The organism is Massilia sp. BHUDP2 (genome assembly GCF_046236355.1).
GTDB classification, from domain to species: domain Bacteria; phylum Pseudomonadota; class Gammaproteobacteria; order Burkholderiales; family Burkholderiaceae_D; genus Telluria; species Telluria varians.
This window is the reverse complement of sequence record NZ_JBJUVW010000004.1, coordinates 520,235-542,883: the sequence shown is the minus strand read 5'-3', so window position 1 is coordinate 542,883 and position 22,649 is coordinate 520,235. Positions and strand designations below refer to the sequence as shown.

Genomic DNA, 22,649 nt, shown 5'->3' with positions numbered 1-22,649 from the left:
TCTCTCTCAGTTCTGTGCTGGCGCTACACGCCATCGGTCCTTAGACGCCTTCCGGCGCGCGGGTATGCCAGTCGGTCACTTGCTGGTACTGGTGCGCGATGTTCAGCAGCTTGGCTTCGGCAAAGTAGTTGCCGATGATTTGCAGGCCGACCGGGCGCTTGGCGTTTTTCTCGCCCTGGCCGAAACCGACCGGGATCGACATGCCCGGCAGGCCCGCCAGGCTGGTCGACAGGGTATAGATGTCGGCCAGGTAGTTCGCCACCGGGTCGTTCGCCTTCGAACCGAGATCCCAGGCCACCGTCGGCGCCACCGGGCCCATGATCACGTCGCACTTGTCGGCGAACGCGGCCTGGAAGTCGTCCGCGATCAGGCGGCGGATCTTCTGCGCCTGCACGTAGTAGGCGTCGTAGTAGCCGTGGCACAGCACGTAGGTGCCGACCATGATGCGGCGCTGGACCTCGCGGCCGAAGCCTTCGGCGCGGGTTTTGCGGTACATGTCCTGCAGATCCTTGTACTCGCTAGCGCGGTGGCCGTAGCGCACGCCGTCGAAGCGCGACAGGTTCGACGAGGCTTCGGCCGGGGCGATGATGTAGTAGGTCGGGATCGACAGCGCGGTCTTCGGCAGCGAGATCTCCACCAGGGTGGCGCCCAGCTTGACGAATTCGTCCAATGCGGCGCGCACCGCCTGCTCGACATCCTGCGCCAGGCCTTCGCCGAAGTATTCCTTCGGCACGCCGATGCGCAGCCCGTTCAGCGGCTTGTTCAGGTCGCGGGTGTAGTCTTCCGCCACGTTGCCCTGTTCGACCGTCAGGCTGGTCGAATCGCGCTCGTCGAAGCCGATCATTTCGTTCAGCAGCAGGGCGCAGTCCTCGGCGGTCTGGGCGATCGGGCCGCCCTGGTCGAGCGAGGAAGCGAAGGCGATCATGCCGAAGCGCGACACGCGGCCGTAGGTCGGCTTGATGCCGGTGACGCCGCAGAAGGCGGCCGGCTGGCGGATCGAGCCGCCGGTGTCGGTGGCGGTGGCGGCCGGCGCCAGGCGCGCGGCGATCGCGGCGGCCGAACCGCCCGAGGAGCCGCCCGGCACCGCCAGCGGATCCCAGGGGTTTTTCACCGCGCCGAAGGCCGAGTTCTCGTTGGCCGAGCCCATCGCGAATTCGTCGAGGTTGACCTTGCCCAGGGTGACCATGCCGGCGCGCTGGAAGCGCTCGACCACGGTGGCGTCGAAGGGGCTTTCATAATTGGCCAGCATCTTCGAGCCGGCTGTGGTGCGCCAGCCACGGGTGACGAAGATGTCCTTGTGCGCGATCGGCACGCCGGTCAGCGGGCCGGCCGAACCATCGGCGATGCGGGCGTCGGCGCCGGCGGCCTGCGCCAGGGTGCGTTCGCGGTCCAGGTGCAGGAAGGCGTTGTGACTGCTCGCTTCGATGCGGTCGAGGTAGTGGCTGGTGAGTTCGACGCTCGAGACCTGCTTCGATTGCAGGAGCGCGGACAGCTCTTTGATGGTCTTGTTGTGCATGTGCGTGTCTTGTGAAAAGCGGTTGCGTGCGAGTGTGCCGGATTACTCGATGACCTTCGGCACCAGGTACAGGCCGTCCTGCGCCTTCGGCGCCGGTGCCTGGTAGTCCTCGCGGCGGTTCTCCTCGGTGACCACGTCGTCGCGCAGGCGCAGCGGCAGCGCCATGATGCTTGCTAAGGGCTGCGACAATGGCGCAACGCCGGTCGTGTCCACCGCCTGCATCTGCTCGGCCAGGGCGAAAATGCCGTTCAGCTCGGCCAGCGCGGTTTCGGCGTGGGCTTCGTCCATTTCGAGCTGGGCCAGGTTGGCGATGCGTTTTACGTCTGAAAGTGTCAGGGACATGGCAAAGGGCGCGGCGTCAAGCCGCGTGCAAAATGTGGTTGGGCTAATAACGAAAGTTGGCAAGCGGTCAGCGAACGGTCTGCTACGTCCGATAAAACCTTGGTAACACCGCCGATCTCGCGTTGGAAATGGGGGGTAAAACCACCCGTTTTCAGCATTTAATCGACAAATTATAAGGTAGAATGGCGGGCTAATGCGCTGTCGGGCTGCGAGACCGCCCGCCGCAGGAAAGACCGCGAGGCACAATGCCTGTGCGGCGAGGACAATCCCGATCAATTTTCGACGCGCGCCCCGCGCGCAATCAGGACACACATGTTTGGTTCTTTACGCAGCTACTTCTCGAATGACCTGGCGATCGACCTCGGTACCGCCAACACCCTGATCTACGTGCGCGGCCTGGGCATCGTCCTGGACGAGCCGTCGGTCGTCGCGATCCGCCAGGAAGGCGGCCCGAACGGCAAGAAGACGATCCAGGCGGTCGGCAAGGAAGCCAAGCAGATGCTGGGCAAGGTGCCGGGCAACATAGAAGCCATCCGCCCGATGAAGGACGGCGTGATCGCCGACTTCACCGTCACCGAGCAGATGCTGAAGCAGTTCATCCGCATGGTGCACGATTCGAAATTCTTCCGCCCGTCGCCGCGCATCATCATCTGCGTGCCCTGCGGTTCGACCCAGGTCGAGCGCCGCGCGATCCGCGAATCGGCGCTCGGCGCCGGCGCCTCGCAGGTCTACCTGATCGAAGAGCCGATGGCGGCCGCGATCGGCGCCGGCCTGCCGGTCTCGGACGCTACCGGCTCGATGGTGGTCGACATCGGCGGCGGCACCACCGAAGTCGGCATCATCTCGCTGGGCGGCATGGTCTACAAGGGTTCGGTGCGCGTCGGCGGCGACAAGTTCGACGAAGCCATCGTCAACTATATCCGCCGTAACTACGGCATGCTGATCGGCGAGCAGACCGCCGAAGCGATCAAGAAGGCAATAGGGTCCGCTTTCCCGGGCTCGGAAGTCAAGGAAATGGAAGTCAAGGGCCGCAACCTGTCCGAAGGCATCCCGCGCTCGTTCACGATTTCCTCGAACGAGATCCTGGAAGCCCTGACCGACCCGCTCAACAACATCGTCTCGGCCGTCAAGAACGGCCTGGAACAGGCTCCGCCGGAACTGGGCGCCGACATCGCCGAGAAGGGCATGATGCTGACCGGCGGCGGCGCGCTGCTGCGCGACCTGGATCGCCTGCTGATGGAAGAGACCGGCCTGCCGGTGCTGGTGGCGGAAGACCCGCTGACCTGCGTGGTGCGCGGCTCGGGCATGGCGCTCGAGCGCATGGACAAGCTGGGCTCGATCTTCTCCTACGAATAAGAATACGGGACAGGGGCGACGCTAAAAGCGTCTCGGCGGGCAGGGCGCACGGAAGCATCGTGCGCCTCTGCCCGCCTTGACGTTGGCATGCCGCCCGGTCTAGACAGGACGCCAACCAGGACATGGAATACAGTCCTCCGCCGCTTTTCAAACAGGGTGCCCCGGCGCGGGTCAAGGCGATCGTCTTCGCCCTGATCTCGGTCGTGCTGCTGGTCGTCGACGCCCGCTACCAGACCCTGAGCTCGGTGCGGCAGGTGGCCGCCACCGTCCTCTATCCCCTGCAGATGGCCGCCCTGATGCCGCGCGAGGCGCTCGGCAACATGGCCGGCTACTTCTCCTCGATTTCCTCGCTCCAGAAGGAAGTGAACGAGCTCAAGACCCAGCAGCTGGCGCAGTCGCGCCTGCTGCAGCAGGCCCAGCTCCAGATGGCCGAGAACGCGCAGCTGCGCCGCCTGATGGATGCGAAGCAGCACCTGCCGGTCCAGGCCCAGATGACCGAGATCCTGTACGACGCGCGCGACCCGTCGACGCGCCGCATCGTGATCGACCGCGGCTCGCGCCACGACGTCGTACCCGGACTGCCGGTGATCGACCATGCGGGCGTGGTCGGCCAGGTCACGCGCGTGTTCCCGTTCACTTCCGAGGTCACGCTCCTGACCGACCGCGACCAGGCGATTCCCGTGCAGGTGCTGCGCAGCGGCCTGCGCAGCATCGCCTATGGCCGCGGGCAGTCCGGCCTGCTCGACCTGCGCTTCGTGGTGGCCAATGCCGACATCCAGGTGGGCGACGTGCTGGTGACCTCGGGCCTGGACGGCATGTATCCGGCCGGCCTGGCGGTGGCCAAGGTGGTGCAGGTCGAAAGCGTGGCCGGCGGCACCTTTGGGCGCGTGGTCGGCCAGCCGCTGGGCGGCATCGACCGCAACCGCCAGCTGCTGGTCATCATGTCGCAGTCGAACCTGCCGCCCAAGCCCGCGCCCGACGCGAAGCCGGCCGCCACCACCGCGCGCCGCAAGCTGCCGGACATGGCCCCGATCCCGGCGCCGCCGCTGGCGCCCGCGCCGCTGCCGCCGCAGGGCGTGCCCGCGCAGCCCGCCCGGCCGCCCGCTGCCGCTCCTGACCAGCAGGCCGGCGCCGCGCCTGCGGCCACCGCGCCGGCGCAGGCAGGTACTCCGGCGGTCCAATCCGCCGCCGTCAACCCGGGCGCCGTACCGGCCGCCAGGGCAGGGGGCGCCACGCCGCCGGCCGCGACCGCCGCGCAAGCGCCGGCGCCGGCCGGCACTGCCCCGGCCAGCGCCGTCCGCCCGGCCAACAGGGAGGGCCAATAATGCCCGGTAACCGTCCGCACTACATTCTGCTGCCCGTCAGCCCGCTGTTCATCACCTTCAGCCTGGTGTGCGCCTTCATGCTCAACCTGCTGCCGATGGGCCGCTGGGTCGGCGCGCCCGACTTCGTCGCGCTGGTGCTGGTGTTCTGGGGCATCCACCAGCCGCGCAAGGTCGGCATCGGGGTCGCCTTCGTCATGGGCCTCCTGATGGACGTGCACGACGCCAGCCTGCTGGGCGAGAATGCGCTTGCCTATACCCTGCTGTCCTACCTCGCCATCATGATCCACCGCCGCGTGCTGTGGTTCCGCCTGACGACCCAGGCCATGCACGTGCTGCCGCTGCTGCTGCTGGCGCAGGCGGTGCAGTTCTTTGTCCACTTCACCGCCTCGGGCCGTTTTCCCGGCGTGCTGTACTTCGCCGAGAGCATCGTCGCCGTCGCCCTGTGGCCGGTGATTACCTGGCTGCTGCTGGCGCCGCAGCGCCGCGCGGTCGACCGCGACCATACCCGCCCGATCTGACCGACCGAACCGAGTTTCCTGCGCTGTGACCGAATTCAAGGACAACGACCGCGAGATCCACCTGTTCCGCATGCGCCTCACGGCGCTGGTGGCGCTCGTCTTCATCTGCTTCGGCCTGCTGGTGGCGCGCTTCGTCTGGCTGCAGGTGCTGCGCCACGACCAGTTCGCCGCGCAGGCCGAGGGCAACCGCATCGCGCTGGTGCCCATCGTGCCCAACCGCGGCCTGATCGTCGACCGCAACGGCGTGGTCCTGGCGCGCAACTACTCGGCCTATACGCTCGAGATCACGCCGTCCAAGCTGCAGGCCAACCTGGAATCGACCATCGACGAGCTGTCCAAGCTGGTCGAGATCGACGCGCGCGACCGGCGCCGCTTCAAGCGCCTGCTGGAAGAGTCGCGCAGCTTCGCCAGCGTGCCGCTGCGCACCCGCCTGACCGACGATGAAGTGGCGCGCTTCACCGCGCAGCGCTTCCGCTTCCCGGGCGTGGAGGTGCAGGCGCGCCTGTTCCGCCAGTATCCGCTGGGCGAGACCGCCTCGCACGTGATCGGCTACATCGGCCGCATCAACCAGAAGGAGCAGGCCCAGCTCGAGGAAGACGGCCTGGATGCCAACTACAACGGCACCGAGCATATCGGCAAGGAAGGCGTGGAGAAGAAGTACGAAAACCACTTGCACGGCATCACCGGCTACGAGCAGGTCGAGCGCACAGCAGGCGGGCGCGCCGTCCGTACGCTGTCGCGCACGGCGCCGACGCCGGGCAGCAACCTGATCCTGTCGATCGACATCGAGCTGCAGAAGGTGGTCGAGGAAGCCTTCGGCGAGCAGCGCGGCGCGCTGGTGGCGATCGAGCCGGCCACCGGCGACGTGCTGGCCTATGTGTCGCGCCCGGGCTACGACCCGAACCTGTTCGTGGACGGCATCGATACCCAGAGCTGGAACGAGCTGAACACCTCGCTCGACCGCCCGCTGATGAACCGCCCGCTGTCGGGCGCCTACCCGCCGGGATCGACCTTCAAGCCCTTCATGTCGCTGGCCGCGCTCGAAATGGGCTTCCGCAAGCCGTCCGACGCGATCCGCGACGCCGGCTTCTACGTGCTGGGCGGGCACCGCTTCCGCGACGACAAGCCGGGCGGCCACGGCGTGGTCGACATGTACAAGTCGGTGGTGGAATCCTGCGACACCTATTACTACCAGCTCGGCAACGAGATGGGCATCGATAACATCTCGAACTTCATGAAGCAGTTCGGCTTCGGCGAACTGACCGGCATCGACCTCGAGCACGAGAAGGCGGGCGTGCGGCCATCGAAGGAGTGGAAGGCGAACCGCTTCAAGAGCCGCGCCGCCGGCAGGTGGCAGGGCGGCGACACCATCTCGATCTCGATCGGGCAGGGCTACAACAACTACACCATGATCCAGCTGGCGCACGCGGTCTCGACCCTGGCCAACAACGGCATCGTGATGAAGCCGCACCTGGTCAAGCTGATCGAGGACGGCGCCACCAAGCAGCGCACCCAGACCGTGCCGAAGGAAACCCGGCGCATCCCGCTCAAGCAGGAAAACATCGACTTCATCAAGCAAACCATGGTGGGCGTGACCCAGGATTCCAACGGCACCGGCCGCCGCGTGTTCGCCAACGCCGGCTACGTCTCGGCGGGCAAGACCGGCACCGCGCAGGTGATCGGCCTCAAGGGCGGCAAGTACAACGCCCACGCGATCGACGAGCGCCACCGCGACAATGCGCTCTACGTCGCCTTTGCCCCGGCTGACAAGCCGACGATCGCGCTGGCGCTGATCGTCGAGAACGCGGGCTTCGGCGCCGCGGCCGCGGCCCCGATCGCGCGCAAGGCGCTCGACTACTACCTGCTGGGCAAGCGTCCGGCGCCGCCGGCCTCGAAGACGGCGCCGGCACCGAAAGCCGCGCCGGCGCCGAAAGCCGCACCGCCCGCACCGGCCGCCGCGCCGGGCCCGGTCATCCAGGCCGCCGCCGCGGGCGCGCCCGGCGTCCCCGCCACACGAAAGGAATAAGCCATGGCGCACATTCCAGAACGCCGCTCGCTGCGGCGCCGCCTGCGTCCCTATTTCGCGGTCTTCGACTGGCCGCTCGGCCTGGTGCTGTTCGTGCTGATGATGACCAGCCTGATCACCATGGCCTCGGCCGGCGCCGAGTTCCCGGACCGCGTCGAGCACCAGATCCGCAACTTCCTGCTGTCCTTCGCCGTCATGTGGATCGCCGCCAACGTGCCGCCGCAAACCCTGATGCGGCTGGCCGTGCCGATCTACACCTTCGGGGTCGCGCTCTTGATCGCGGTGGCGATGTTCGGCATCATCAAGAAGGGCGCGCGGCGCTGGCTGCACGTGGGCGTCGATATCCAGCCCTCCGAAATCCTGAAGATCGCGACGCCGCTGATGCTGGCCTGGTACTTCCAGCAGCGCGCCAATGCCGGCACCTGGAAGAACTACCTCATCGCGGCGGTGATCCTCCTGATCCCGTTCACGCTGATCGCCAAGCAGCCCGACCTGGGCACCGGCCTGATGGTGTTCGCTTCGGGCTTCTACGTGATCTTCCTGGCCGGCCTGCCGTGGAAGGCCATCATCGCGCTGGGCGTCTCGGCCGCGGCGGCGATGCCGATCGCCTGGTCGATGCTGCACGACTACCAGCGCGAACGGGTGATGACCCTGATCGATCCGACTTCCGACCCGCTGGGCAAGGGCTTCCACATCATCCAGTCCGAGATCGCGATCGGTTCCGGCGGCCTGTTCGGCAAGGGCTACGGCCAGGGCACCCAGGGCGCGCTGGAATTCGTGCCCGAGCAGACCACCGACTTCGTGTTCGCCGTGTATTCGGAGGAATTCGGCCTGGTCGGCAACCTGTTCCTGCTGTTCGTCTACCTGCTGCTGATCGGGCGCGGACTGATGATCGCCGCGAATGCGCCGAACACCTTCACGCGCCTGCTGGCCGGGGCGATCACGATGATGTTCTTCACTTATGCTTTCGTCAACATGGGCATGGTGATTGGTATCCTGCCCGTCGTCGGAGTTCCCTTACCTTTCATGAGCTACGGCGGAACAGCCTTTATTACGCTCGGCCTCGGCGCTGGTATATTGATGAGCATTCAAAGACATCGTAAACTAGTGCAGACGTAATTTAACAAGGACCGCGCATGGCCGTTCCAAGAAAACAACTTGCCACGGTCATCGCACTGGCCATCTTCGCCACCGGCTGCAGCACCACCGACACCGGCGAACGCAAAAGCTTGATTCCTTTGCCGTGGAAGCATCCCAAGGCGAAGGTCGGCGAACTGCCCAAGCTGCCGCCCGCCAATTCCGGCCGCGGCGGCTACTACAAGGACGATGGTCCCGGCCTGAATCCGCCGGCGGGCCTGATGGACCTGCCCGATGCGGTGGTCAAGGCCGAACCCTATTCGCGCTGGGCCAACCGTCCCTACTCGGTGTTCGGCCAGACCTATACCCCGATCCTGCACCAGGATCCCTTCGTGCAGCGTGGCGTGGCCAGCTGGTACGGCGTGAAGTTCCACGGCCAGAAGACCTCGTCCGGCGAACTCTACGACATGTACAAGATGACGGCGGCGCATCCGACGCTGCCGATTCCTTCCTTCGCACGCATCACCAGCGTCGAAACCGGCAAATCGGTGGTGGTGCGCATCAACGACCGCGGTCCCTTCCACGCCAGCCGCATCGTCGACGTGTCCTACACGGCGGCGCTCAAGCTCGGCCTGCTGGGCAAGGGCAGCCACGAAGTCCAGGTCGAGCGCCTGTTCCCGGACGATCCGATCCGCATGGCCTCGGAGCGCCGTGTCGCCACTTCCGAAGCGCAATCGGCGCCGCCTGAAATCACCACGCTGATGCTGGAAGACCGCGTGCGCACCGACAGCGCCGCCGTGGCCGAGGTGGTGCCCAAGCTGGTCCCGCGCGGCAGCTTTTACGTCCAGCTCGGCGCCTACAGCCGCTCCGGCACCGCGGAAGCCATGAGCGAAAAGCTGATCGATGCCGGCATCGAAGTCGGCAAGCTCGAAGTGGTGAAGGTGGGTTCGGTGAACCGCCTGTACGGCGGACCGTTCGGCAGCCGCGAGGATGCGGCGGCGGCGGCGCAGGCGGTGCCGTCCTCGTTCGGACTGAAGCCGATCGTCGTCAAGCGATAAGCGCTTCCAGAGAATCTTTCCATCCTACGGAACGCCTGCATTGTTCGGCACCAGGACGTGCCGGACCGATCAGCGGCAGGGACGCAGCTGCACCCCAGCGAAATCGTCGGCAATGCCCGCCACGCGGGCGCGCTCGTCCGGCGTCAGGTCGCGGAACTGCCAGGCTGCGCGCGTGCCCTGCGGCCCGCGCGGCAGCACCCGCACCCCGCGCACGCCCTGTTTGCCGAGCGCCGCCACCAGACCCTGCGCGGCGGTCTCGGTCTTGAACACGCCCAGCGACACCGCCCATTTGAGCGGCGAGTCGCCCTGCATCACGAAGAAGTTCTGCACGCCTTTTTCCTTCAGCTCGGCCACGCGACGCTCGGCGCCTTCCTTGCCGCCGTTCGGCGGCAGGTAGACCAGGTGGCTGGTGATTTCCTGGAAGGGCACGCCCGTGCGCACGGCGCGTGCGCCCAGGTCGAGGCGGGCGATGCGGGTTTCGAAGCGGCGCGCATCGGCGGCCGCGAAGGCGCCGGCCTGGGTGCAGGCGACCGTCTCCACCTGCGGCGCTGGAACGGGTTCGGCGGGCGGCGCTTCCGGCGCCGCCGCGGTCTCGGCGGCCGCGCGCGCTTCAAGCGCGCTGAGCATCACCATGCGCTCGAGGGCCAGCTGGTTCTTCAGGCGCTGCGGCTCGCGTTCGCCACCCTCGAGCGTGCCGAGATAGCCTTGGCCGTAGGCCAGCAGCAGGGCGTTCAGCGCCAGCAGCGCCCAGAATACGAATTTCAACAAGTGCGCTCCTCCATCCCTAGGTGGCCGCCGCGTGCAGGCCGACCAGCACGATGTTATCGACCAGCAGGCAGGAGAACTTGAGGACCGGCGCGATATAAGGCGCCGCGCCGCCGGAAACGATGCACGCCGTGGCGGCGTGCGCTGCGTAGGCGCGCTCGATGGCGCCGGCCTGGGCCGACAGCACGCCGGAGACGATCGCGTCGTCGGTGTTGTCGCCGAAAACCGGCGGCGGGGCTGCGCCGCCCGGGCCTTCGCCCGGGCTCACCTGGGGCAACTGGGCCGTATTGCGGGCCAGCGAGCCGGCCATCAGGGCCAGGCCCGGCAGGATCATGCCGCCGATGAAGCGGCCGTCCTTCGTCACGGCATCGACCGTGGTCGCGGTGCCGCAGGTCGCCACGATCAGGTCCTGCCCGGGCGCCAGCGCACGCGCGCCGATGGCGGCGGCGAAGCGGTCGCAGCCGAGCTGGCCCGGGTTGCGGTAGCCGTTCTGCAGGCCGGCGCGTTCCAGAGTGGAGGCGAACCATTCGACCGCGATTCCGGTCGGCAGCGCCTGGGCGATGCGTTCGCGCACGGCGGCGCCGGCCACGTTCGAGACGATGGCGCGCGCCACGCCGGCCCGGCGCCACGTATCGGCGGCGCCATCGAGTCCGGCATGCGAGACCGCGTCGGTCAGCGTCCAGGCGCCCAGCGCGGCGCCGGGCGCCGCGATCGCCCACTTGATGCGGGTATTGCCCGCGTCGATCAGCAGCAGGTTCATGCCCGTCTCACTCGCTGAGCCGCAGCGACACGTCGCCCGCCAGCACGCTCGTGCGTCCCTCGGCGGTGTCCAGCAGCAGGCGGCCGGCATCGTCGACGCCCGCCGCCAGGCCTTCCTGCAGCACCTTGCCGTTGTCGAGGATGACGACGGCGCGGCCCTGCCAGGCATGGCGCAGGTTCCAGCGCGCGCTGAAGGCGGCGAAGCCCCGGCTGGCGAACAGGCGCAGCGCGTCGGCCAGGGCGTCGAGCAGGGCGGCCATCAGCTGGTCGCGGTCCATGCGCGCCAGCCAGGGCGCGCCGGCGGCGCTGCGCCCGAGTTGCGCTTCCACTTCGTCCGGCATGACGAGGTTCAGGCCGATGCCGATCACGGCCCAGGTGCCGCCGCCGCTGTCGCTTGACGCCGACTGGGTCTCGATCAGGATCCCGGCCAGCTTGTCGCCGTCCTTGAGCACGTCGTTCGGCCACTTGAGCTGGATCTGCACGCCGAGCTGCCCCAGCGCGTCGCCCAGCGCCACGCCGATCGCCAGCGGCAGGCCGGTGAGCCCCTGCAGGCCGCCTTCGAACTTCCAGGCCAGCGAAAAGGTCAGCGAATTCTCGCTGGAAGAGAGCCAGCTGCGGCCGGCGCGTCCGCGGCCCGCGGTCTGGTGCTCGGCGACCAGCAGCAGCGGCTCGCTGAGCTGCGCGGCGCGCGCCAGCAGGTCGGCGTTGGTCGAACCGGTCTCCGGCACGACCTCCACCGCGACACCGGCGCGGGACAAGGAAAAGATCTTCGCGGCGTTCATGCTTCCCCCTGGCGCTGTTTTGTCGGGGCACGCGAGAAGGCGAGATCGAACAAGGGGTTCGGCAGCAGGCGCAGCAGCTTGGCCGCGACGCCCATCTGCCAGGGCAGCACGCGGTAGCTGGAGCCGCGCGCGATGACCTTGGCTGCCTGGGCGGCGAAGCGCTCGGCGGGCATCAGGAAGGGCATGGGAAAACGGTTCTTGCGGGTCATGGGAGTGTCGATATAACCGGGGGCGATGGTGACCACCTTGATGCCGGAAGCACGCAGTTCCAGGCGCAGCGATTCGCAGTAGCTGTGCACCGCGGCCTTGGAGGCGCAGTAGGCGCCGGCGCCGCGCATGCCGCGGATGCCCGCCACGCTGCCGATCCCGACCAGGCGGCGCGGGCCCTGTTGGGCTTTCATGGAAGCGATGAAGGGTGCGAAGGTGGCGACGGTGGCGTTTACGTTCGTGGCGAACACGGCGTCGAACACCGCCAGGTCGGCGGGGCGCTCAGTGAGGGTGCCGTGCGAGATGCCGGCGCTGGCGATGACGATGTCGGCGCCGCCCTTGGCCGCGATGAAGTCGGCGGCAGCGGCGGCCACGGCGTCATGGTCGGTGACGTCGGCCGCGTAGACGCGGTGGCGTTCGGGGTGGGGGAGGCTGGCGGCGAGTTCTTCCAGCAGCGTGCGGCGCCGCGCCAGCAGGCCGAGGGATGCGCCGCGCGCCGCGTATTCGCGTGCCAGCGCCGCGCCGATGCCGCTCGAGGCGCCGGTGATGAATACCCGGTCTGCCGGCAAGCTCACTTCTTGTCTGCTTTGGCGCGCGCGACCAGCGTGTCCATCACCTGCAGGGTGCCCTGCAGCGCGTCGTTGCCGCTGACGTTGCCGGATTCGCCGACCATGCCGGGCGAGGTCAGGAAGCGGCCGTCGATCGCGATCATCGGCCAGTGGGTGATGCGGTAGGCTTCCATCATTGCCTGCGCGCGGCGCAGCTTGGCCTGCACGCCGAAGGAGCGGTAGGTGTCGATGAACTTGGCGCGGTCGATGCCGGCGCGGCTGGCCCAGTCGAACACCTGTTCGTCCTGGGTGAAGCCGACGCGCTCGACGTGGTAGGCATTGAAGACCTTGCCGTGGAACTGCTCGAGCAGGCCGAGCGATTCGAGCGTGAAGAACAGGCGCTGCTGCGCCGCCACCTGCGCGCCGCGCGGCACGTGCACGCGCCGGAACACGATGTTGTCGCCCTGTTTCTTGACCCAGTCGGCCAGGTAGGGCTCGAAGGAATAGCAGTGCGGGCAGTAATAGGCGAAGAACTCGATCACCTCGATTCTGCGCCCGCTGTCGGTCGGCTGGGCTTCCGGCAGCACCTGGTACTCGGCGCCTTCCTTTGGTGCTGCGGGAGAGGCGGCAGCGAAGCCGGGCGCGGCGAGCAGGGCGGTGCAGCAGATCAGGCGGCGAAGCGGGTTCATGCGGATCCTTCGGTGGGGTGGAAGAGATTAGCGCTGGCTGCGGACGACGGCCACGTCGATGCCGCTGTCGAGCAGCTTGGCGCGCGCCTTGTTCACGGCCTCCTGGCCGTTGTAGGGGCCGACCCGCACGCGGTGCAGCACGCCGCCGTCGGTGCTGCGGTCGGTGATCGCCGCTTCGAAGCCGAGCAGCGCCAGCTTGGCGCGGGTGTTCTCGGCATCGGACATCTCGCGGAAGGCGCCGGCCTGCAGGTAGTAGATGTAGCCGTCGCCGCCGGCGGCGGGCGCCGCGGCGGTGGCTGCCGGGGCCGGAGTGGCCGGAGCCGCGGCAGGCGCAGCCGGTGCGGCGGGTGCCGCGCCGCCCTGCATGCCGGCAATGGCCTGGCCCAGCGGATCGGCGTCGGCTGCGGCCGGCGCCGGCGCCGGTGCGGGTTCCGGCGCAGGGCGGTTGGCGCGTTCGGCGATCTGGCGGTTGGCTTCGCGCGCGGCGTCGCGGTTGCCGTACAGCGGCTTGTTCGGATCGCTCGCCTGGCTCGGCTCGAGGTCGGCCGGGCGGCCCATCTTGTTGGAACGGTCGGTGAAGGGCGACTGGCCCTTGGTGATCACGAGCGCGACCGCCACCGCGATCCCCAGGCCGATGATCAGGCCGATGATGATGCCGGTCAGGGTGCTGCCGCGCTGGCGCAGCGGGGAGAAGGTACGGATGGCGGTCATGTTGCGATTACTCTTGTGGTTCAGTAGGGGCACGTTCCATTTTGGCCGGCGCCGACACGCCGATCAGGGCCAGGCCGTTGCGGAGCACCTGGCGGGTGGCCAGGGCCAGGGCCAGGCGCGCCAGCTTCAGGGGCTCGTTGTCGTCGAGCAGCCACTTGTGGGCGAAGTAGTAGCTGTGCAGCTCGCCGGCCAGTTCGCGCAGGTAGAAGGCGACGTGGTGCGGGCTCAGCTCGAGCTTCGCGCGCTCCAGCATTTCCGGGTAGGCCGACAGCTTGGCCAGCAGGCTCGCTTCGTGCGGTTCGGTCAGCAGGGACAGGTCGGCGCCAGTCAGTTGCGCCTCAATGCCGCCCCAGTTGGCGAGCGCCGAGCAGATGCGGGCGTGGGCGTACTGCACGTAGTACACCGGGTTCTCGTCCGAGGTCTTGAGCGCGACGTCGACGTCGAACACGAATTCGGTGTCGGCCTTGCGCGAGATGAGGAAGAAGCGCACCGCGTCGCGGCCGCGCGTCACGTCGCCGTTGCCCGACCATTCGATCAGGTCGCGCACCGTGACGTAGGAGCCGGCGCGCTTGGAGATCTTGACTTCTTCGCCGTTCTTCATCACGGTGACCATCTTGTGCAGCACGTAGTCGGGATAGCCCTGCGGGATGCCGATGTTCACCGCCTGCAGGCCGGCGCGCACGCGCGCGATGGTGCCGTGGTGGTCGCTGCCCTGCACGTTGATGGCCTGGTCGAAGCCGCGGCGGAATTTCTGGATGTGGTAGGCCACGTCCGGCACGAAGTAGGTGTAGCTGCCGTCGGACTTGCGCATCACGCGGTCCTTGTCGTCGCCGTAGTCGGTGGTCTTGAGCCACAGCGCGCCTTCCTGCTCGTAGGTCTTGCCGGCGTCGACCAGGGCCTGCACGGCCGCTTCCACCTTGCCGTCCGCGTACAGCGAGGACTCGAGGTAGTAGTTGTCGAACTTGACGCCGAAGGCCTGCAGGTCCTGGTCCTGTTCGTTGCGCAGGTAGGTCACGGCGAAGCGGCGGATCGATTCGATATCGTCCACGTCACCCGATGCGGTGGCCGGCTCGCCGTCGCTGGCCGAGACGGTCTTTTTGGCCAGGAAGTCGCTGGCGATGTCGGCGATGTAGTCGCCGTTGTAGGCCGACTCGGGCCACTCGGCGTCGCCCGGCTTGAAGCCCTTGGCGCGCGCCTGCACCGAGGTGGCCAGGGTGGCGATCTGCACGCCCGCGTCGTTGTAGTAGAACTCGCGGGTGACGTCGTGGCCCTGCGCTTCGAACAGCGAGGACAGGGCGTCGCCCAGTGCGGCCTGGCGGCCGTGGCCCACGTGCAGCGGGCCGGTCGGGTTGGCCGAGACGAATTCGATGATGGCGTGGTGGCCCTTGCCGGCGCTGCCGCGGCCGAAGGCCGCGCCCTGTTCGAGCACGGTGCGTACGACCGACTGCTTGGCGCCGGCGGCCACGCGCAGGTTGATGAAGCCGGGGCCGGCCACGTCGGCCGAGTCGACCAGGCCGAAGGCAGCAGGCTCGGCGAGCAGGGCGGCGACCAGGCGGGTGGCCAGTTCGCGCGGGTTGGTCTTGAGCGGCTTGGCCAGCTGCATGGCGATGTTGCAGGCGATGTCGCCGTGGCTCGGATCGCGTGGACGTTCCAATACGACGTTGGGAGTGAGGTCGGTGCCGGCGACGATCGGCGCGAGGGCGGCCTGGAACAGGGCAACGATCTGTTGTTTTTGTTGGGCGAGCATGGGGATGTCGATCTGATAAAAATGGCGGGCCTGCGGACAGGCAAACAGCGATCATTATACTGGTTTGGCGCATCGCGCAATATGTTCACCGCGGCAAGTTGTCAGCTTCGTTAAGCGGCACCAAAGCCTAAGCCGTTACAATGAGGGCCATTTTTCACTGCACCGACCCCGCCATGACCGACAAGCGCCCGACGCTCACCCTGAAACCGAAAGCCAAGCCGGCACGTTCCGCGTCGCCGCAGGGCAGGGAGCGGCCCCAGGGCGCCGGCCAGGCGGCGGCCGCCAAGCCGTCCTATCGTCCGTCGGCCGAGCGTGAAGCCATGCGCGAACCCGCGCGCGCGCCGCAGCGCGAGCATGCGCACCAGCCGGCAGCCGCGCAGCCGCGCCTGCGCCAGAGCCATGAAGCGAAGGTGGCGCCGCAGCGCGACTACCGCCCCGACCTGAAGGCCGATTCGCTGGCCCTGGCCTTGCTGGGCGCGGCCAATGCGATCGCGCGCGTGCGCGCCGGCGCCGCGCTGCCGCAGGCGCTTGCCGGTGTGTTTACGGCCTATGACGTGACGCCGCAGGCACGCGGGGCGATCCAGGACATCGCCTACCGCAGCATGCGCCAGCTGGGCCGCAGCGACACCCTGCTGGGCCTGATGACGACCAAGGCGCCCGAGCCGCCGATGCTGGGCGGCCTCTTGTGCGCCGCGTTGACCCTGCTCGATCCGCCGCCGGGCACGCAGGCGCCCTACGAAGCCTTCACCGTGGTGGACCAGGCCGTCAACGCCGCCGCCAGCCACCCCGACTTCGCCCATGCCAAGGCCATGGTCAATGCCGTGCTGCGCCGCTTCCTGCGCGAGCGCGAAGCCCTGCTGGAGCAAGCCCTGAAGCAGCCGCTGGCGCGCTGGAACTACCCGCAATGGTGGATCGACAGCACCCGCGCCGCCTACCCCTCCGAGTGGGAACGCATCCTCGCGGCCGGCAACGCGCACCCGCCGCTGACCCTGCGCGTGAACCGCCGCCGCACGGGTGTCGAGGCTTACCTGGAAACGCTGGCGCAGGCCGGCTTCGCGGCCGAGCAGGTAGGGCCCACGGCCGTGCGCCTGGCGCAGGCCGTCAACGTCAGCCAGATCCCGGGCTTCCACGAGGGCGTGGTGTCGGTCCAGGACGCCGGCGCCCAGCTGGCCGCGCCGCTGCTCGACCTGCAGGACGGCATGCGCGTGCTGGACGCCTGCGCGGCGCCGGGCGGCAAGAGCGGCCATATCCTCGAGGCCGCCGACGTCGACCTGACCTCGGTCGACGCCGATCCGCAGCGCCTGGCGCGCGTGGGCGACAACCTGGGCCGCCTGGGTCTGACGGCGCGGCTGGTCGCGGCCCAGGCCCAGGACACGGACTGGTGGGATGGCCGCCAGTTCGACCGCATCCTGGCCGACGTGCCCTGCACGGCGTCGGGCATCGTGCGCCGCCACCCGGACATCCGCTGGCTGCGCCGCAAGTCCGACACGCTCCAACTTGCAACACTTTCTAGCAAAATACTCGACAATCTTTGGCAGATGCTGCTGCCCAATGGTAAATTGTTGTTTGTGACATGTTCGCTCTGGCCCCAGGAATCGGAGGCGCAGGCTGCCGCGTTTGCGGCCCGCCACGACGCCATCCGCCTCGACGCGCCGGGCCAGCTGCTGCCAGCCAGCGGTGCCGGGCAGGATCATGACGGCTTGTTCTATGCGCTGTTCCAGAAAAAATAGCGGCGCGATGATCCACTAGATAACCTCGGCTTTCAATTTTTTTGGCTCCGGCGCACCTGTGACCTTACGTTTTCTTTGCCTCCTCGCTTGCCAGCTGCTGCTGGTCTTCGCGTGTTCGCAGGCACGGGCGGCCGAGGTCATCGACATCACCAAGGTCGAGATCCAGGCCAGCGAGGACGGCTACCGCCTCAACACCGCATTCGCCTTCGACCTGAACCACGAGCTGCAGGACGCGGTCCAGCACGGCATCAAGCTGCATTTCACCACCGAGATCGAGATGACGCGCCCGCGCTGGTGGTGGCGCGACGAGAAGGCGGTGTTCTCCAAGCGCACCATCGGCATCTCCTACGACATGCTGACGCGCCAGTACATCGTCACCACCGGCGGCAGCGTGCCGCAGCCCTTCAATACCCTCGACGATGCGCTGTCGCTGATCCGGCGGCCGGCGCGCTGGCTGATCGCCCCGAAAGACGCCCTCAAGAAGGGCGAGGTCTACAACGTCTCGGTGCGCATGTTCATGGACCGCGACTTCCTGTCCAAGCCGCTGCAGGTCAACGCCATCAATGATTCGAGCTGGCGCCTGAGCTCCAACAGGAAGACCTTCACCTACCGTGCAGAATGATCCAGGTACGCGGTAAATCGTTCAACCGGGCGCTGCGCTACGCGCTGGTGGTGGGCGGTGCGATCGCCTCGATCCTGCTGTTCCTGCTGGCCTCGGCCTCGGACAACTCCGGCTTCTTCGACCGTTATTACGTCTGGCTGCTGGGCGTGAACGCCGGCATGGCCGTGCTGCTCCTGATCCTCGTGGTGGTCGCGCTGGCGCGCCTGTATTCGCGCTACAAGGCCGGCAAGTTCGGCTCGCGCCTGGTGGCGCGGCTGGTGCTGCTGTTCGCCGGCATCGGCATCCTGCCGGGGCTGGTGATCTTCATGGTGTCGGTGCAGTTCGTCTCGCACTCGATCGACAGCTGGTTCGACGTCAAGATCGAGGCCGCGATCGAATCCGGCCTGAACCTCGGCCGCGCCGCCCTCGACGAGGCGGTGGCCGAACTGGGCGCCACCGGCCAGACCGCCGCCGCCACGCTGGCCGGCCAGGACGCGGTGATGGTGCAGGGCGTCCTGAGCGGCCTGGTGAACGACATCAGCGGGATGCAAAGCGCCATGCTGCTCACCTCCGACGGCACGGTGCTGGCATCGAGCGCGCAGGACCGCAACCTGAACCTCGACCTGGACCGTCCGACGCCCGACATGCTCAAGTCGGCCGCGCTGCCGGGGGGCTATGCGCGCCCGGAAGGCACCATGGACCGCGACGCCTCCGCGCAGGCGGACGGGCCGGACCAGAACGGGCTCGATGCCGCCACCGGCCTGCGCTTGCGCGTGGTGCTGGCGGTGCCCGAAGCGGCCGGCATGGAGCCGCGCTACCTGCAGCTGCTGCAGTCGGTGCCGGTCAACCTGGCCTCGAATGCGGTGGTGCTGCGCAGCGCCTCCGAGGAATACCGCTCGCGCGACCAGGCCCGGCGCGGCCTGCGCAAGATGTACATCGAGACCCTGACCTTGACCCTGCTGCTGGCGATCTTCGGCGCGATCGGCTCCGCCTTCCTCATCGCCGGCAACCTGGCGCAGCCGCTCCTGGTGCTGGCCGAGGGCACGCAGGCGGTGGCCGAGGGCGACCTGTCGCCGCGCCCGACGGTCGAGACCAACGACGAACTTGGCACCCTGACGCGCTCCTTCAATGCCATGACCGGCCAGCTGTTCGAGGCGCGCAGCGCGGTCGAGCGCAACCGCATGGCGCTGCAGAACGCCAAGGCCCACCTGGAGTCGGTGCTGGCCAATATGTCGGCGGGCGTGATCGTGCTCGATGCCGAGGGGCGGGTGGTGAACTCGAACGACGCCGCCTACCGCATCCTGCAGGTCGAGCCGGGGGCGCTGGCCGGCCCGCTGGCCAGCATTCCAGGCCTGGAGACCTTCTACAACTGCATCACGCGTGCGATCTCGGCGCAGAGCGCGCAGAGCGCGGCCAGCACCGACCGGCGCCGGCGCGCCCACTGGCAGCAGCAGATCGAGATTCCGCGCCGCGGCAGCAGCGACGAGCAGGAGCACGACATCACGCTGCTGGCGCGCGGCTCGCGCCTGCCGGTGGGCACCGGCAGCGGCTTCATCGTGGTGTTCGACGATATCTCGGACGTGATTGCGGGCCAGCGCTCGGTGGCCTGGGGCGAGGTGGCGCGCCGCCTGGCGCACGAGATCAAGAACCCGCTCACCCCGATCCAGCTGTCGGCCGAGCGCCTGCAGATGAAACTGGAATCGAGCCTGCCGCCGCAGGAAGCCGAACTGCTGAAGAAGAGCACCAGCACCATCGTCAACCAGGTCGACGCCATGAAGCGCATGGTCGACGACTTCCGCGACTATGCGCGCACGCCGCCGGCGGTGCTGGAGCCGCTCGACCTGAACGGCCTGATCGACGAGATCCTGCAGCTCTACCTGTCCGAGGACGGGTCGGACATCATCCACGCCACGCTGGCACCGGACCTGCCCAGGGTGATGGGCGACGCTACCCAGCTGCGCCAGGTGATCCACAACCTGGTGCAGAACGCCCAGGACGCGCTGGTCGACCGCGGCCCCGATGCCCCGGCCCCGCGCGTGGACGTCACCACCGAGGCCATCCACTACGAAGGCGCGGACGGCGCCGCCGGCACCGCGGTGCGCCTGGCGATTACCGACAACGGCCCCGGCTTCTCGCCGCGCATCCTGGCGCGCGCCTTCGAGCCCTACGTCACCTCGAAGGCGCGCGGCACCGGCCTGGGCCTGCCGATGGTCAAGAAGATCATCGACGAACACGGTGGCAGGATCGACATCGGGAACCGTCCGGACGGATGTGGCGCGTCAGTATTCATTTTGCTGTTAAAGTTAGCTCCCGAGGCGAACTTGTCCGAAATATAAAAGACGGCATAAAATGCGGTATGACGGGTAAGAGATCAGGAAGATAGAACGATGGCGAACATACTCGTAGTTGATGATGAAATGGGCATCCGGGAGTTACTCTCGGAAATCCTTGGCGACGAAGGCCACGCCATCACGCTGGCGGAGAACGCGCAGCAGGCCCGCGAGGCGCGCGCCGCCGGCGCTCCCGACTTGGTCCTGCTGGATATCTGGATGCCGGATACCGACGGCGTCACCCTGCTCAAGGAATGGCAGCGCGACGGCCTGCTCACCATGCCGGTCATCATGATGTCCGGCCATGCCACCATCGACACCGCCGTCGAAGCGACCCGCATCGGCGCCCTGAATTTCCTCGAGAAGCCGATCGCCCTGCAGAAGCTGCTCAAGGCCGTGCAGCAGGGCCTGACCCGCGCGCAGGAAGTGGCGCGCGCGCCCATGGCGGCGCCGCGCCCGGTCGCAGCCGCCGCCGTTCCCGCGGCGGACAGCGGCGCCGGCGCAGCCAACGTGGCGGCCGCCCCGATGTTCGCGCAGGCGCCGCAGCAGATGGCCAACGGCTCGCGCCTGGTCCATGCGATTTCGCAAGGCGAGGGCACCGGTTACACGCTGTCCTTTGACCTGCCGCTGCGCGAAGCCCGCGACGCCTTCGAGCGCATGTACTTCGAACACCATCTGGGCCGCGAAGGCGGCAGCATGACGCGCGTGGCCGAGAAGACTGGCCTGGAACGCACCCACCTGTACCGCAAGCTCAAGCAGCTCGGCGTCGAGCCGGGCAAGCTCGCCAAGAAGGGCGTCTGATTGGCCGGACCCGTTCCGGTTACCCTGGTCACCGGTCCCAGTGCCGGCGCACGCGAGGCGGCCATCGCCTCGCTGCTCGACGCCACATCGCCTCCTGCGCCTGCCGGCGCGGCACGGGCCGCCCCCTTCAGCGCCGTCATCCTCGAAGGGCTTGCTTCAGGCAGCTCACCCATCCCCGACTTGTCCTCTGTCAGACTTGTCCGACTCGCACCCGGGTGCGTGTGCTGTACCGGCAACCTGGTTTTGCGTGTAACATTAAATCGACTGTTGCGCCAAGGCCCGGAACGCCTGTTCATCGGTGTGGCGAGCAGCGAGCATCTTGATCAGTTGCGATCGTGGCTGCAAGCAGCGCCATACGATCAGCTGTTGGCACTGAACCCGACCCTGCAAGCTTGACATCTTTGCTTACACAGCGTGTCCTTGAAATCGGTTCAGCAAGCCCCACCTCTTAACCGAAGTGATCAGCCAACTGCCTGCCGCCAAGCGGTTGGTTCACTATCGGGTGGCTCGGATAGCCGAGACACCCCTCACTCTGATCGAGAGAAGGAGTCATCATGAACATGATCTATAACAGCGAACAGTACAGCGTCGTCGAATTTGGCGTGGATCGCGACCTCGAAGCCCTGCGCTTCGGCGGATACGAGATCGTCGACAAGGCCGGCCGGCGCGAAGCGTTCATCGGCGGCAAACTGGCTCAATCTTTCCGCCGCGATGTGAACAACCTCATCGCCAGCGAGCCGACCATGGAAGAAATCGACGACTTCCTTGGTTCCTACGACACTCTGATGAGCCAGCCGGTCGTGCTGCACTAATTCATCAGGAAGGGCTACTACGGTTCCGGGACGTAGTAGCTCCACCGGCACCTCTGGGCGTGTTAAGCTGCGCGCCATGTGCCAACTCCTCGGAATGAACTGCAACGTCCCCACGGACATCGTTTTCTCCTTCACCGGCTTCGCCCATCGCGGCGGACGCACCGATACCCACCACGACGGCTGGGGCATCGCTTTCTTCGAAGGCAAGGGCGTACGCCACTTCGTCGACCACCAGGCCGCCGTCGCCTCGCCGATCGCCGAACTGATCAAGCGCTACCCGATCAAGTCCACCAACGTCATCGCCCATATCCGCAAGGCCACCCAGGGCCAGGTCGCGCTCGAAAACTGCCATCCTTTCGTGCGCGAGATGTGGGGACGCTACTGGGTGTTCGCCCACAATGGCGACCTGAAGGACTTCGCGCCTGTACTTAACGGGCCGTTCCGCCCGGTCGGCACGACCGACAGCGAGCTGGCCTTCTGCTGGCTGATGCAGAGCCTGCGCGACGAGTTCGGCGACGGATCTTCGCGCAGCGCGCCCTCGCTGGCCGAACTGCGCGCCGCCCTCGAAAAACTGGTGCCGCAAATCGCTGCCCATGGGACCTTCAACATGATGCTCTCGGACGGCACCGCGCTGTTCACCCACTGCTCGACCAAGCTGTGCTACATCGTGCGCCAGTATCCGTTTGCCGCGGCGCACCTGGCGGACGAAGACCTCTCGGTCGACTTCTCGCAGGTGACCACGCCGAACGACCGGGTTGCCATCATCGTGACCGAACCCTTGACCAACAACGAGACCTGGATCCCCTTCGCACCCGGCGAACTCAAGCTGTTCGTGGATGGGCTGCCACAATAATGGCAAAAAGCTATCATTCCATTGATAAATTAATGCCAATAATCCACTAACAGGGGCGGATACGGTAAAGTAGCCCTGTTCGCGAGCCTATCCAGA

At 67.4% G+C, this 22,649-nt stretch carries 21 protein-coding genes; 12 read left to right on the top strand and 9 right to left on the bottom strand.

Annotation, left to right across the window (positions count from 1 at the left end):
- Positions 1-40: 40 nt before the first annotated feature.
- Together gatA and gatC are read right to left on the bottom strand one after the other, a co-directional pair.
- The gene (gene gatA / locus ACK6C6_RS24045) at positions 41-1,516 is read right to left on the bottom strand and encodes an Asp-tRNA(Asn)/Glu-tRNA(Gln) amidotransferase subunit GatA (protein ID WP_409269659.1); all 1,476 of its coding nucleotides are present in this window, start codon (positions 1,514-1,516) and stop codon (positions 41-43) included.
- Positions 1,517-1,558: 42 nt separating this feature from the next.
- A complete protein-coding gene (gatC, locus tag ACK6C6_RS24040) occupies positions 1,559-1,858 on the bottom strand; it encodes an Asp-tRNA(Asn)/Glu-tRNA(Gln) amidotransferase subunit GatC (protein ID WP_027865859.1) in 300 nt (99 codons plus the stop codon).
- Between the two features lie 312 nt (positions 1,859-2,170).
- Between gatC and ACK6C6_RS24035 the strand changes: the two genes are divergently transcribed.
- From ACK6C6_RS24035 to ACK6C6_RS24010, 6 genes are all read left to right on the top strand, one after another.
- Positions 2,171-3,214 carry a rod shape-determining protein gene (locus ACK6C6_RS24035; RefSeq protein WP_027865858.1) on the top strand — a complete coding sequence of 348 codons (1,044 nt, stop codon included), beginning with the start codon at positions 2,171-2,173 and terminating at the stop codon, positions 3,212-3,214.
- A 122-nt stretch (positions 3,215-3,336) separates the two neighbouring features.
- Positions 3,337-4,539 carry a rod shape-determining protein MreC gene (gene mreC, locus ACK6C6_RS24030; protein ID WP_409269657.1) on the top strand — a complete coding sequence of 401 codons (1,203 nt, stop codon included), beginning with the start codon at positions 3,337-3,339 and terminating at the stop codon, positions 4,537-4,539.
- The gene (mreD, locus tag ACK6C6_RS24025; protein WP_027865857.1) at positions 4,539-5,057 is read left to right on the top strand and encodes a rod shape-determining protein MreD; all 519 of its coding nucleotides are present in this window, start codon (positions 4,539-4,541) and stop codon (positions 5,055-5,057) included. The genes mreC and mreD overlap by 1 nt, the downstream gene beginning before the upstream one ends.
- Before the next feature lie 25 nt (positions 5,058-5,082).
- Positions 5,083-7,083, top strand: coding sequence for a penicillin-binding protein 2 (mrdA, locus tag ACK6C6_RS24020; protein ID WP_209589671.1), 2,001 nt, complete (start codon positions 5,083-5,085; stop codon positions 7,081-7,083).
- Between the two features lie 3 nt (positions 7,084-7,086).
- Positions 7,087-8,202, top strand: a complete 1,116-nt coding sequence (gene rodA, locus ACK6C6_RS24015; protein ID WP_209589670.1) for a rod shape-determining protein RodA — start codon at positions 7,087-7,089, stop codon at positions 8,200-8,202.
- 17 nt (positions 8,203-8,219) lie between these two features.
- Positions 8,220-9,218, top strand: a complete 999-nt coding sequence (locus ACK6C6_RS24010; RefSeq protein WP_409269655.1) for a septal ring lytic transglycosylase RlpA family protein — start codon at positions 8,220-8,222, stop codon at positions 9,216-9,218.
- Between the two features lie 69 nt (positions 9,219-9,287).
- Here the strand turns inward: ACK6C6_RS24010 and ACK6C6_RS24005 are convergent, their stop codons facing one another.
- Genes ACK6C6_RS24005 through argS form a run of 7 tightly spaced genes read right to left on the bottom strand, consistent with a single transcriptional unit; the run spans position 9,288 to position 15,426 of the window.
- Positions 9,288-9,986 (bottom strand): SPOR domain-containing protein, encoded by a 699-nt coding sequence (locus tag ACK6C6_RS24005; RefSeq protein ID WP_409269653.1) that lies wholly within the window; start codon positions 9,984-9,986, stop codon positions 9,288-9,290.
- A 16-nt stretch (positions 9,987-10,002) separates the two neighbouring features.
- Positions 10,003-10,743 carry a type III pantothenate kinase gene (locus ACK6C6_RS24000; protein ID WP_409269651.1) on the bottom strand — a complete coding sequence of 247 codons (741 nt, stop codon included), beginning with the start codon at positions 10,741-10,743 and terminating at the stop codon, positions 10,003-10,005.
- Between the two features lie 7 nt (positions 10,744-10,750).
- Entirely contained in the window at positions 10,751-11,524 is a 774-nt protein-coding gene (locus ACK6C6_RS23995; protein ID WP_409269650.1) for a biotin--[acetyl-CoA-carboxylase] ligase, read from the bottom strand.
- Positions 11,521-12,306: an SDR family oxidoreductase gene (locus ACK6C6_RS23990; protein ID WP_409269648.1), complete on the bottom strand. Its 786-nt coding sequence runs from the start codon at positions 12,304-12,306 to the stop codon at positions 11,521-11,523. The genes ACK6C6_RS23995 and ACK6C6_RS23990 overlap by 4 nt, the downstream gene beginning before the upstream one ends.
- Complete coding sequence (locus tag ACK6C6_RS23985; RefSeq protein ID WP_409269647.1) at positions 12,303-12,968, bottom strand: thiol:disulfide interchange protein DsbA/DsbL; 666 nt, start codon at positions 12,966-12,968, stop codon at positions 12,303-12,305. The genes ACK6C6_RS23990 and ACK6C6_RS23985 overlap by 4 nt, the downstream gene beginning before the upstream one ends.
- 27 nt (positions 12,969-12,995) lie before the next feature.
- Positions 12,996-13,679, bottom strand: a complete 684-nt coding sequence (locus ACK6C6_RS23980) for an SPOR domain-containing protein (protein ID WP_409269645.1) — start codon at positions 13,677-13,679, stop codon at positions 12,996-12,998.
- A 7-nt stretch (positions 13,680-13,686) separates the two neighbouring features.
- Complete coding sequence (gene argS, locus ACK6C6_RS23975) at positions 13,687-15,426, bottom strand: arginine--tRNA ligase (RefSeq protein WP_409269644.1); 1,740 nt, start codon at positions 15,424-15,426, stop codon at positions 13,687-13,689.
- 320 nt (positions 15,427-15,746) lie between these two features.
- On the opposite strand from argS, the gene rsmB reads away from it, so the two are divergent.
- From rsmB to ACK6C6_RS23945, 6 genes are all read left to right on the top strand, one after another.
- Positions 15,747-17,156 carry a 16S rRNA (cytosine(967)-C(5))-methyltransferase RsmB gene (rsmB, locus tag ACK6C6_RS23970; protein ID WP_409269720.1) on the top strand — a complete coding sequence of 470 codons (1,410 nt, stop codon included), beginning with the start codon at positions 15,747-15,749 and terminating at the stop codon, positions 17,154-17,156.
- Positions 17,157-17,214: 58 nt separating this feature from the next.
- The gene (locus tag ACK6C6_RS23965; RefSeq protein WP_036210401.1) at positions 17,215-17,778 is read left to right on the top strand and encodes a DUF4390 domain-containing protein; all 564 of its coding nucleotides are present in this window, start codon (positions 17,215-17,217) and stop codon (positions 17,776-17,778) included.
- Positions 17,775-20,093 (top strand): ATP-binding protein, encoded by a 2,319-nt coding sequence (locus ACK6C6_RS23960; RefSeq protein WP_209589660.1) that lies wholly within the window; start codon positions 17,775-17,777, stop codon positions 20,091-20,093. Before ACK6C6_RS23965 ends, ACK6C6_RS23960 begins: the two co-directional genes overlap by 4 nt.
- Positions 20,094-20,144: 51 nt before the next feature.
- A complete protein-coding gene (locus ACK6C6_RS23955) occupies positions 20,145-20,888 on the top strand; it encodes a response regulator (RefSeq protein ID WP_209589659.1) in 744 nt (247 codons plus the stop codon).
- A gap of 554 nt (positions 20,889-21,442) precedes the next feature.
- A complete protein-coding gene (locus tag ACK6C6_RS23950) occupies positions 21,443-21,700 on the top strand; it encodes a DUF3567 domain-containing protein (RefSeq protein WP_027865841.1) in 258 nt (85 codons plus the stop codon).
- 76 nt (positions 21,701-21,776) lie between these two features.
- On the top strand, positions 21,777-22,553 hold the full coding sequence (locus ACK6C6_RS23945) for a class II glutamine amidotransferase (RefSeq protein WP_409269642.1): 777 nt from the start codon (positions 21,777-21,779) through the stop codon (positions 22,551-22,553).
- Positions 22,554-22,649: the final 96 nt, after the last annotated feature.

Bases quoted from the DNA above. Each gene is read 5' to 3' on its own strand.
- gatA (WP_409269659.1), bottom strand. From the start codon at position 1,516: ATGCACAACAAGACCATCAAAGAGCTGTCCGCGCTCCTGCAATCGAAG.
- gatC (WP_027865859.1), bottom strand. From the start codon at position 1,858: ATGTCCCTGACACTTTCAGACGTAAAACGCATCGCCAACCTGGCCCAG.
- ACK6C6_RS24035 (WP_027865858.1), top strand. From the start codon at position 2,171: ATGTTTGGTTCTTTACGCAGCTACTTCTCGAATGACCTGGCGATCGAC.
- mreC (WP_409269657.1), top strand. From the start codon at position 3,337: ATGGAATACAGTCCTCCGCCGCTTTTCAAACAGGGTGCCCCGGCGCGG.
- mreD (WP_027865857.1), top strand. From the start codon at position 4,539: ATGCCCGGTAACCGTCCGCACTACATTCTGCTGCCCGTCAGCCCGCTG.
- rodA (WP_209589670.1), top strand. From the start codon at position 7,087: ATGGCGCACATTCCAGAACGCCGCTCGCTGCGGCGCCGCCTGCGTCCC.
- ACK6C6_RS24010 (WP_409269655.1), top strand. From the start codon at position 8,220: ATGGCCGTTCCAAGAAAACAACTTGCCACGGTCATCGCACTGGCCATC.
- ACK6C6_RS24000 (WP_409269651.1), bottom strand. From the start codon at position 10,743: ATGAACCTGCTGCTGATCGACGCGGGCAATACCCGCATCAAGTGGGCG.
- ACK6C6_RS23995 (WP_409269650.1), bottom strand. From the start codon at position 11,524: ATGAACGCCGCGAAGATCTTTTCCTTGTCCCGCGCCGGTGTCGCGGTG.
- ACK6C6_RS23985 (WP_409269647.1), bottom strand. From the start codon at position 12,968: ATGAACCCGCTTCGCCGCCTGATCTGCTGCACCGCCCTGCTCGCCGCG.
- ACK6C6_RS23980 (WP_409269645.1), bottom strand. From the start codon at position 13,679: ATGACCGCCATCCGTACCTTCTCCCCGCTGCGCCAGCGCGGCAGCACC.
- argS (WP_409269644.1), bottom strand. From the start codon at position 15,426: ATGCTCGCCCAACAAAAACAACAGATCGTTGCCCTGTTCCAGGCCGCC.
- rsmB (WP_409269720.1), top strand. From the start codon at position 15,747: ATGCGCGAACCCGCGCGCGCGCCGCAGCGCGAGCATGCGCACCAGCCG.
- ACK6C6_RS23960 (WP_209589660.1), top strand. From the start codon at position 17,775: ATGATCCAGGTACGCGGTAAATCGTTCAACCGGGCGCTGCGCTACGCG.
- ACK6C6_RS23955 (WP_209589659.1), top strand. From the start codon at position 20,145: ATGGCGAACATACTCGTAGTTGATGATGAAATGGGCATCCGGGAGTTA.
- ACK6C6_RS23950 (WP_027865841.1), top strand. From the start codon at position 21,443: ATGAACATGATCTATAACAGCGAACAGTACAGCGTCGTCGAATTTGGC.
- ACK6C6_RS23945 (WP_409269642.1), top strand. From the start codon at position 21,777: ATGTGCCAACTCCTCGGAATGAACTGCAACGTCCCCACGGACATCGTT.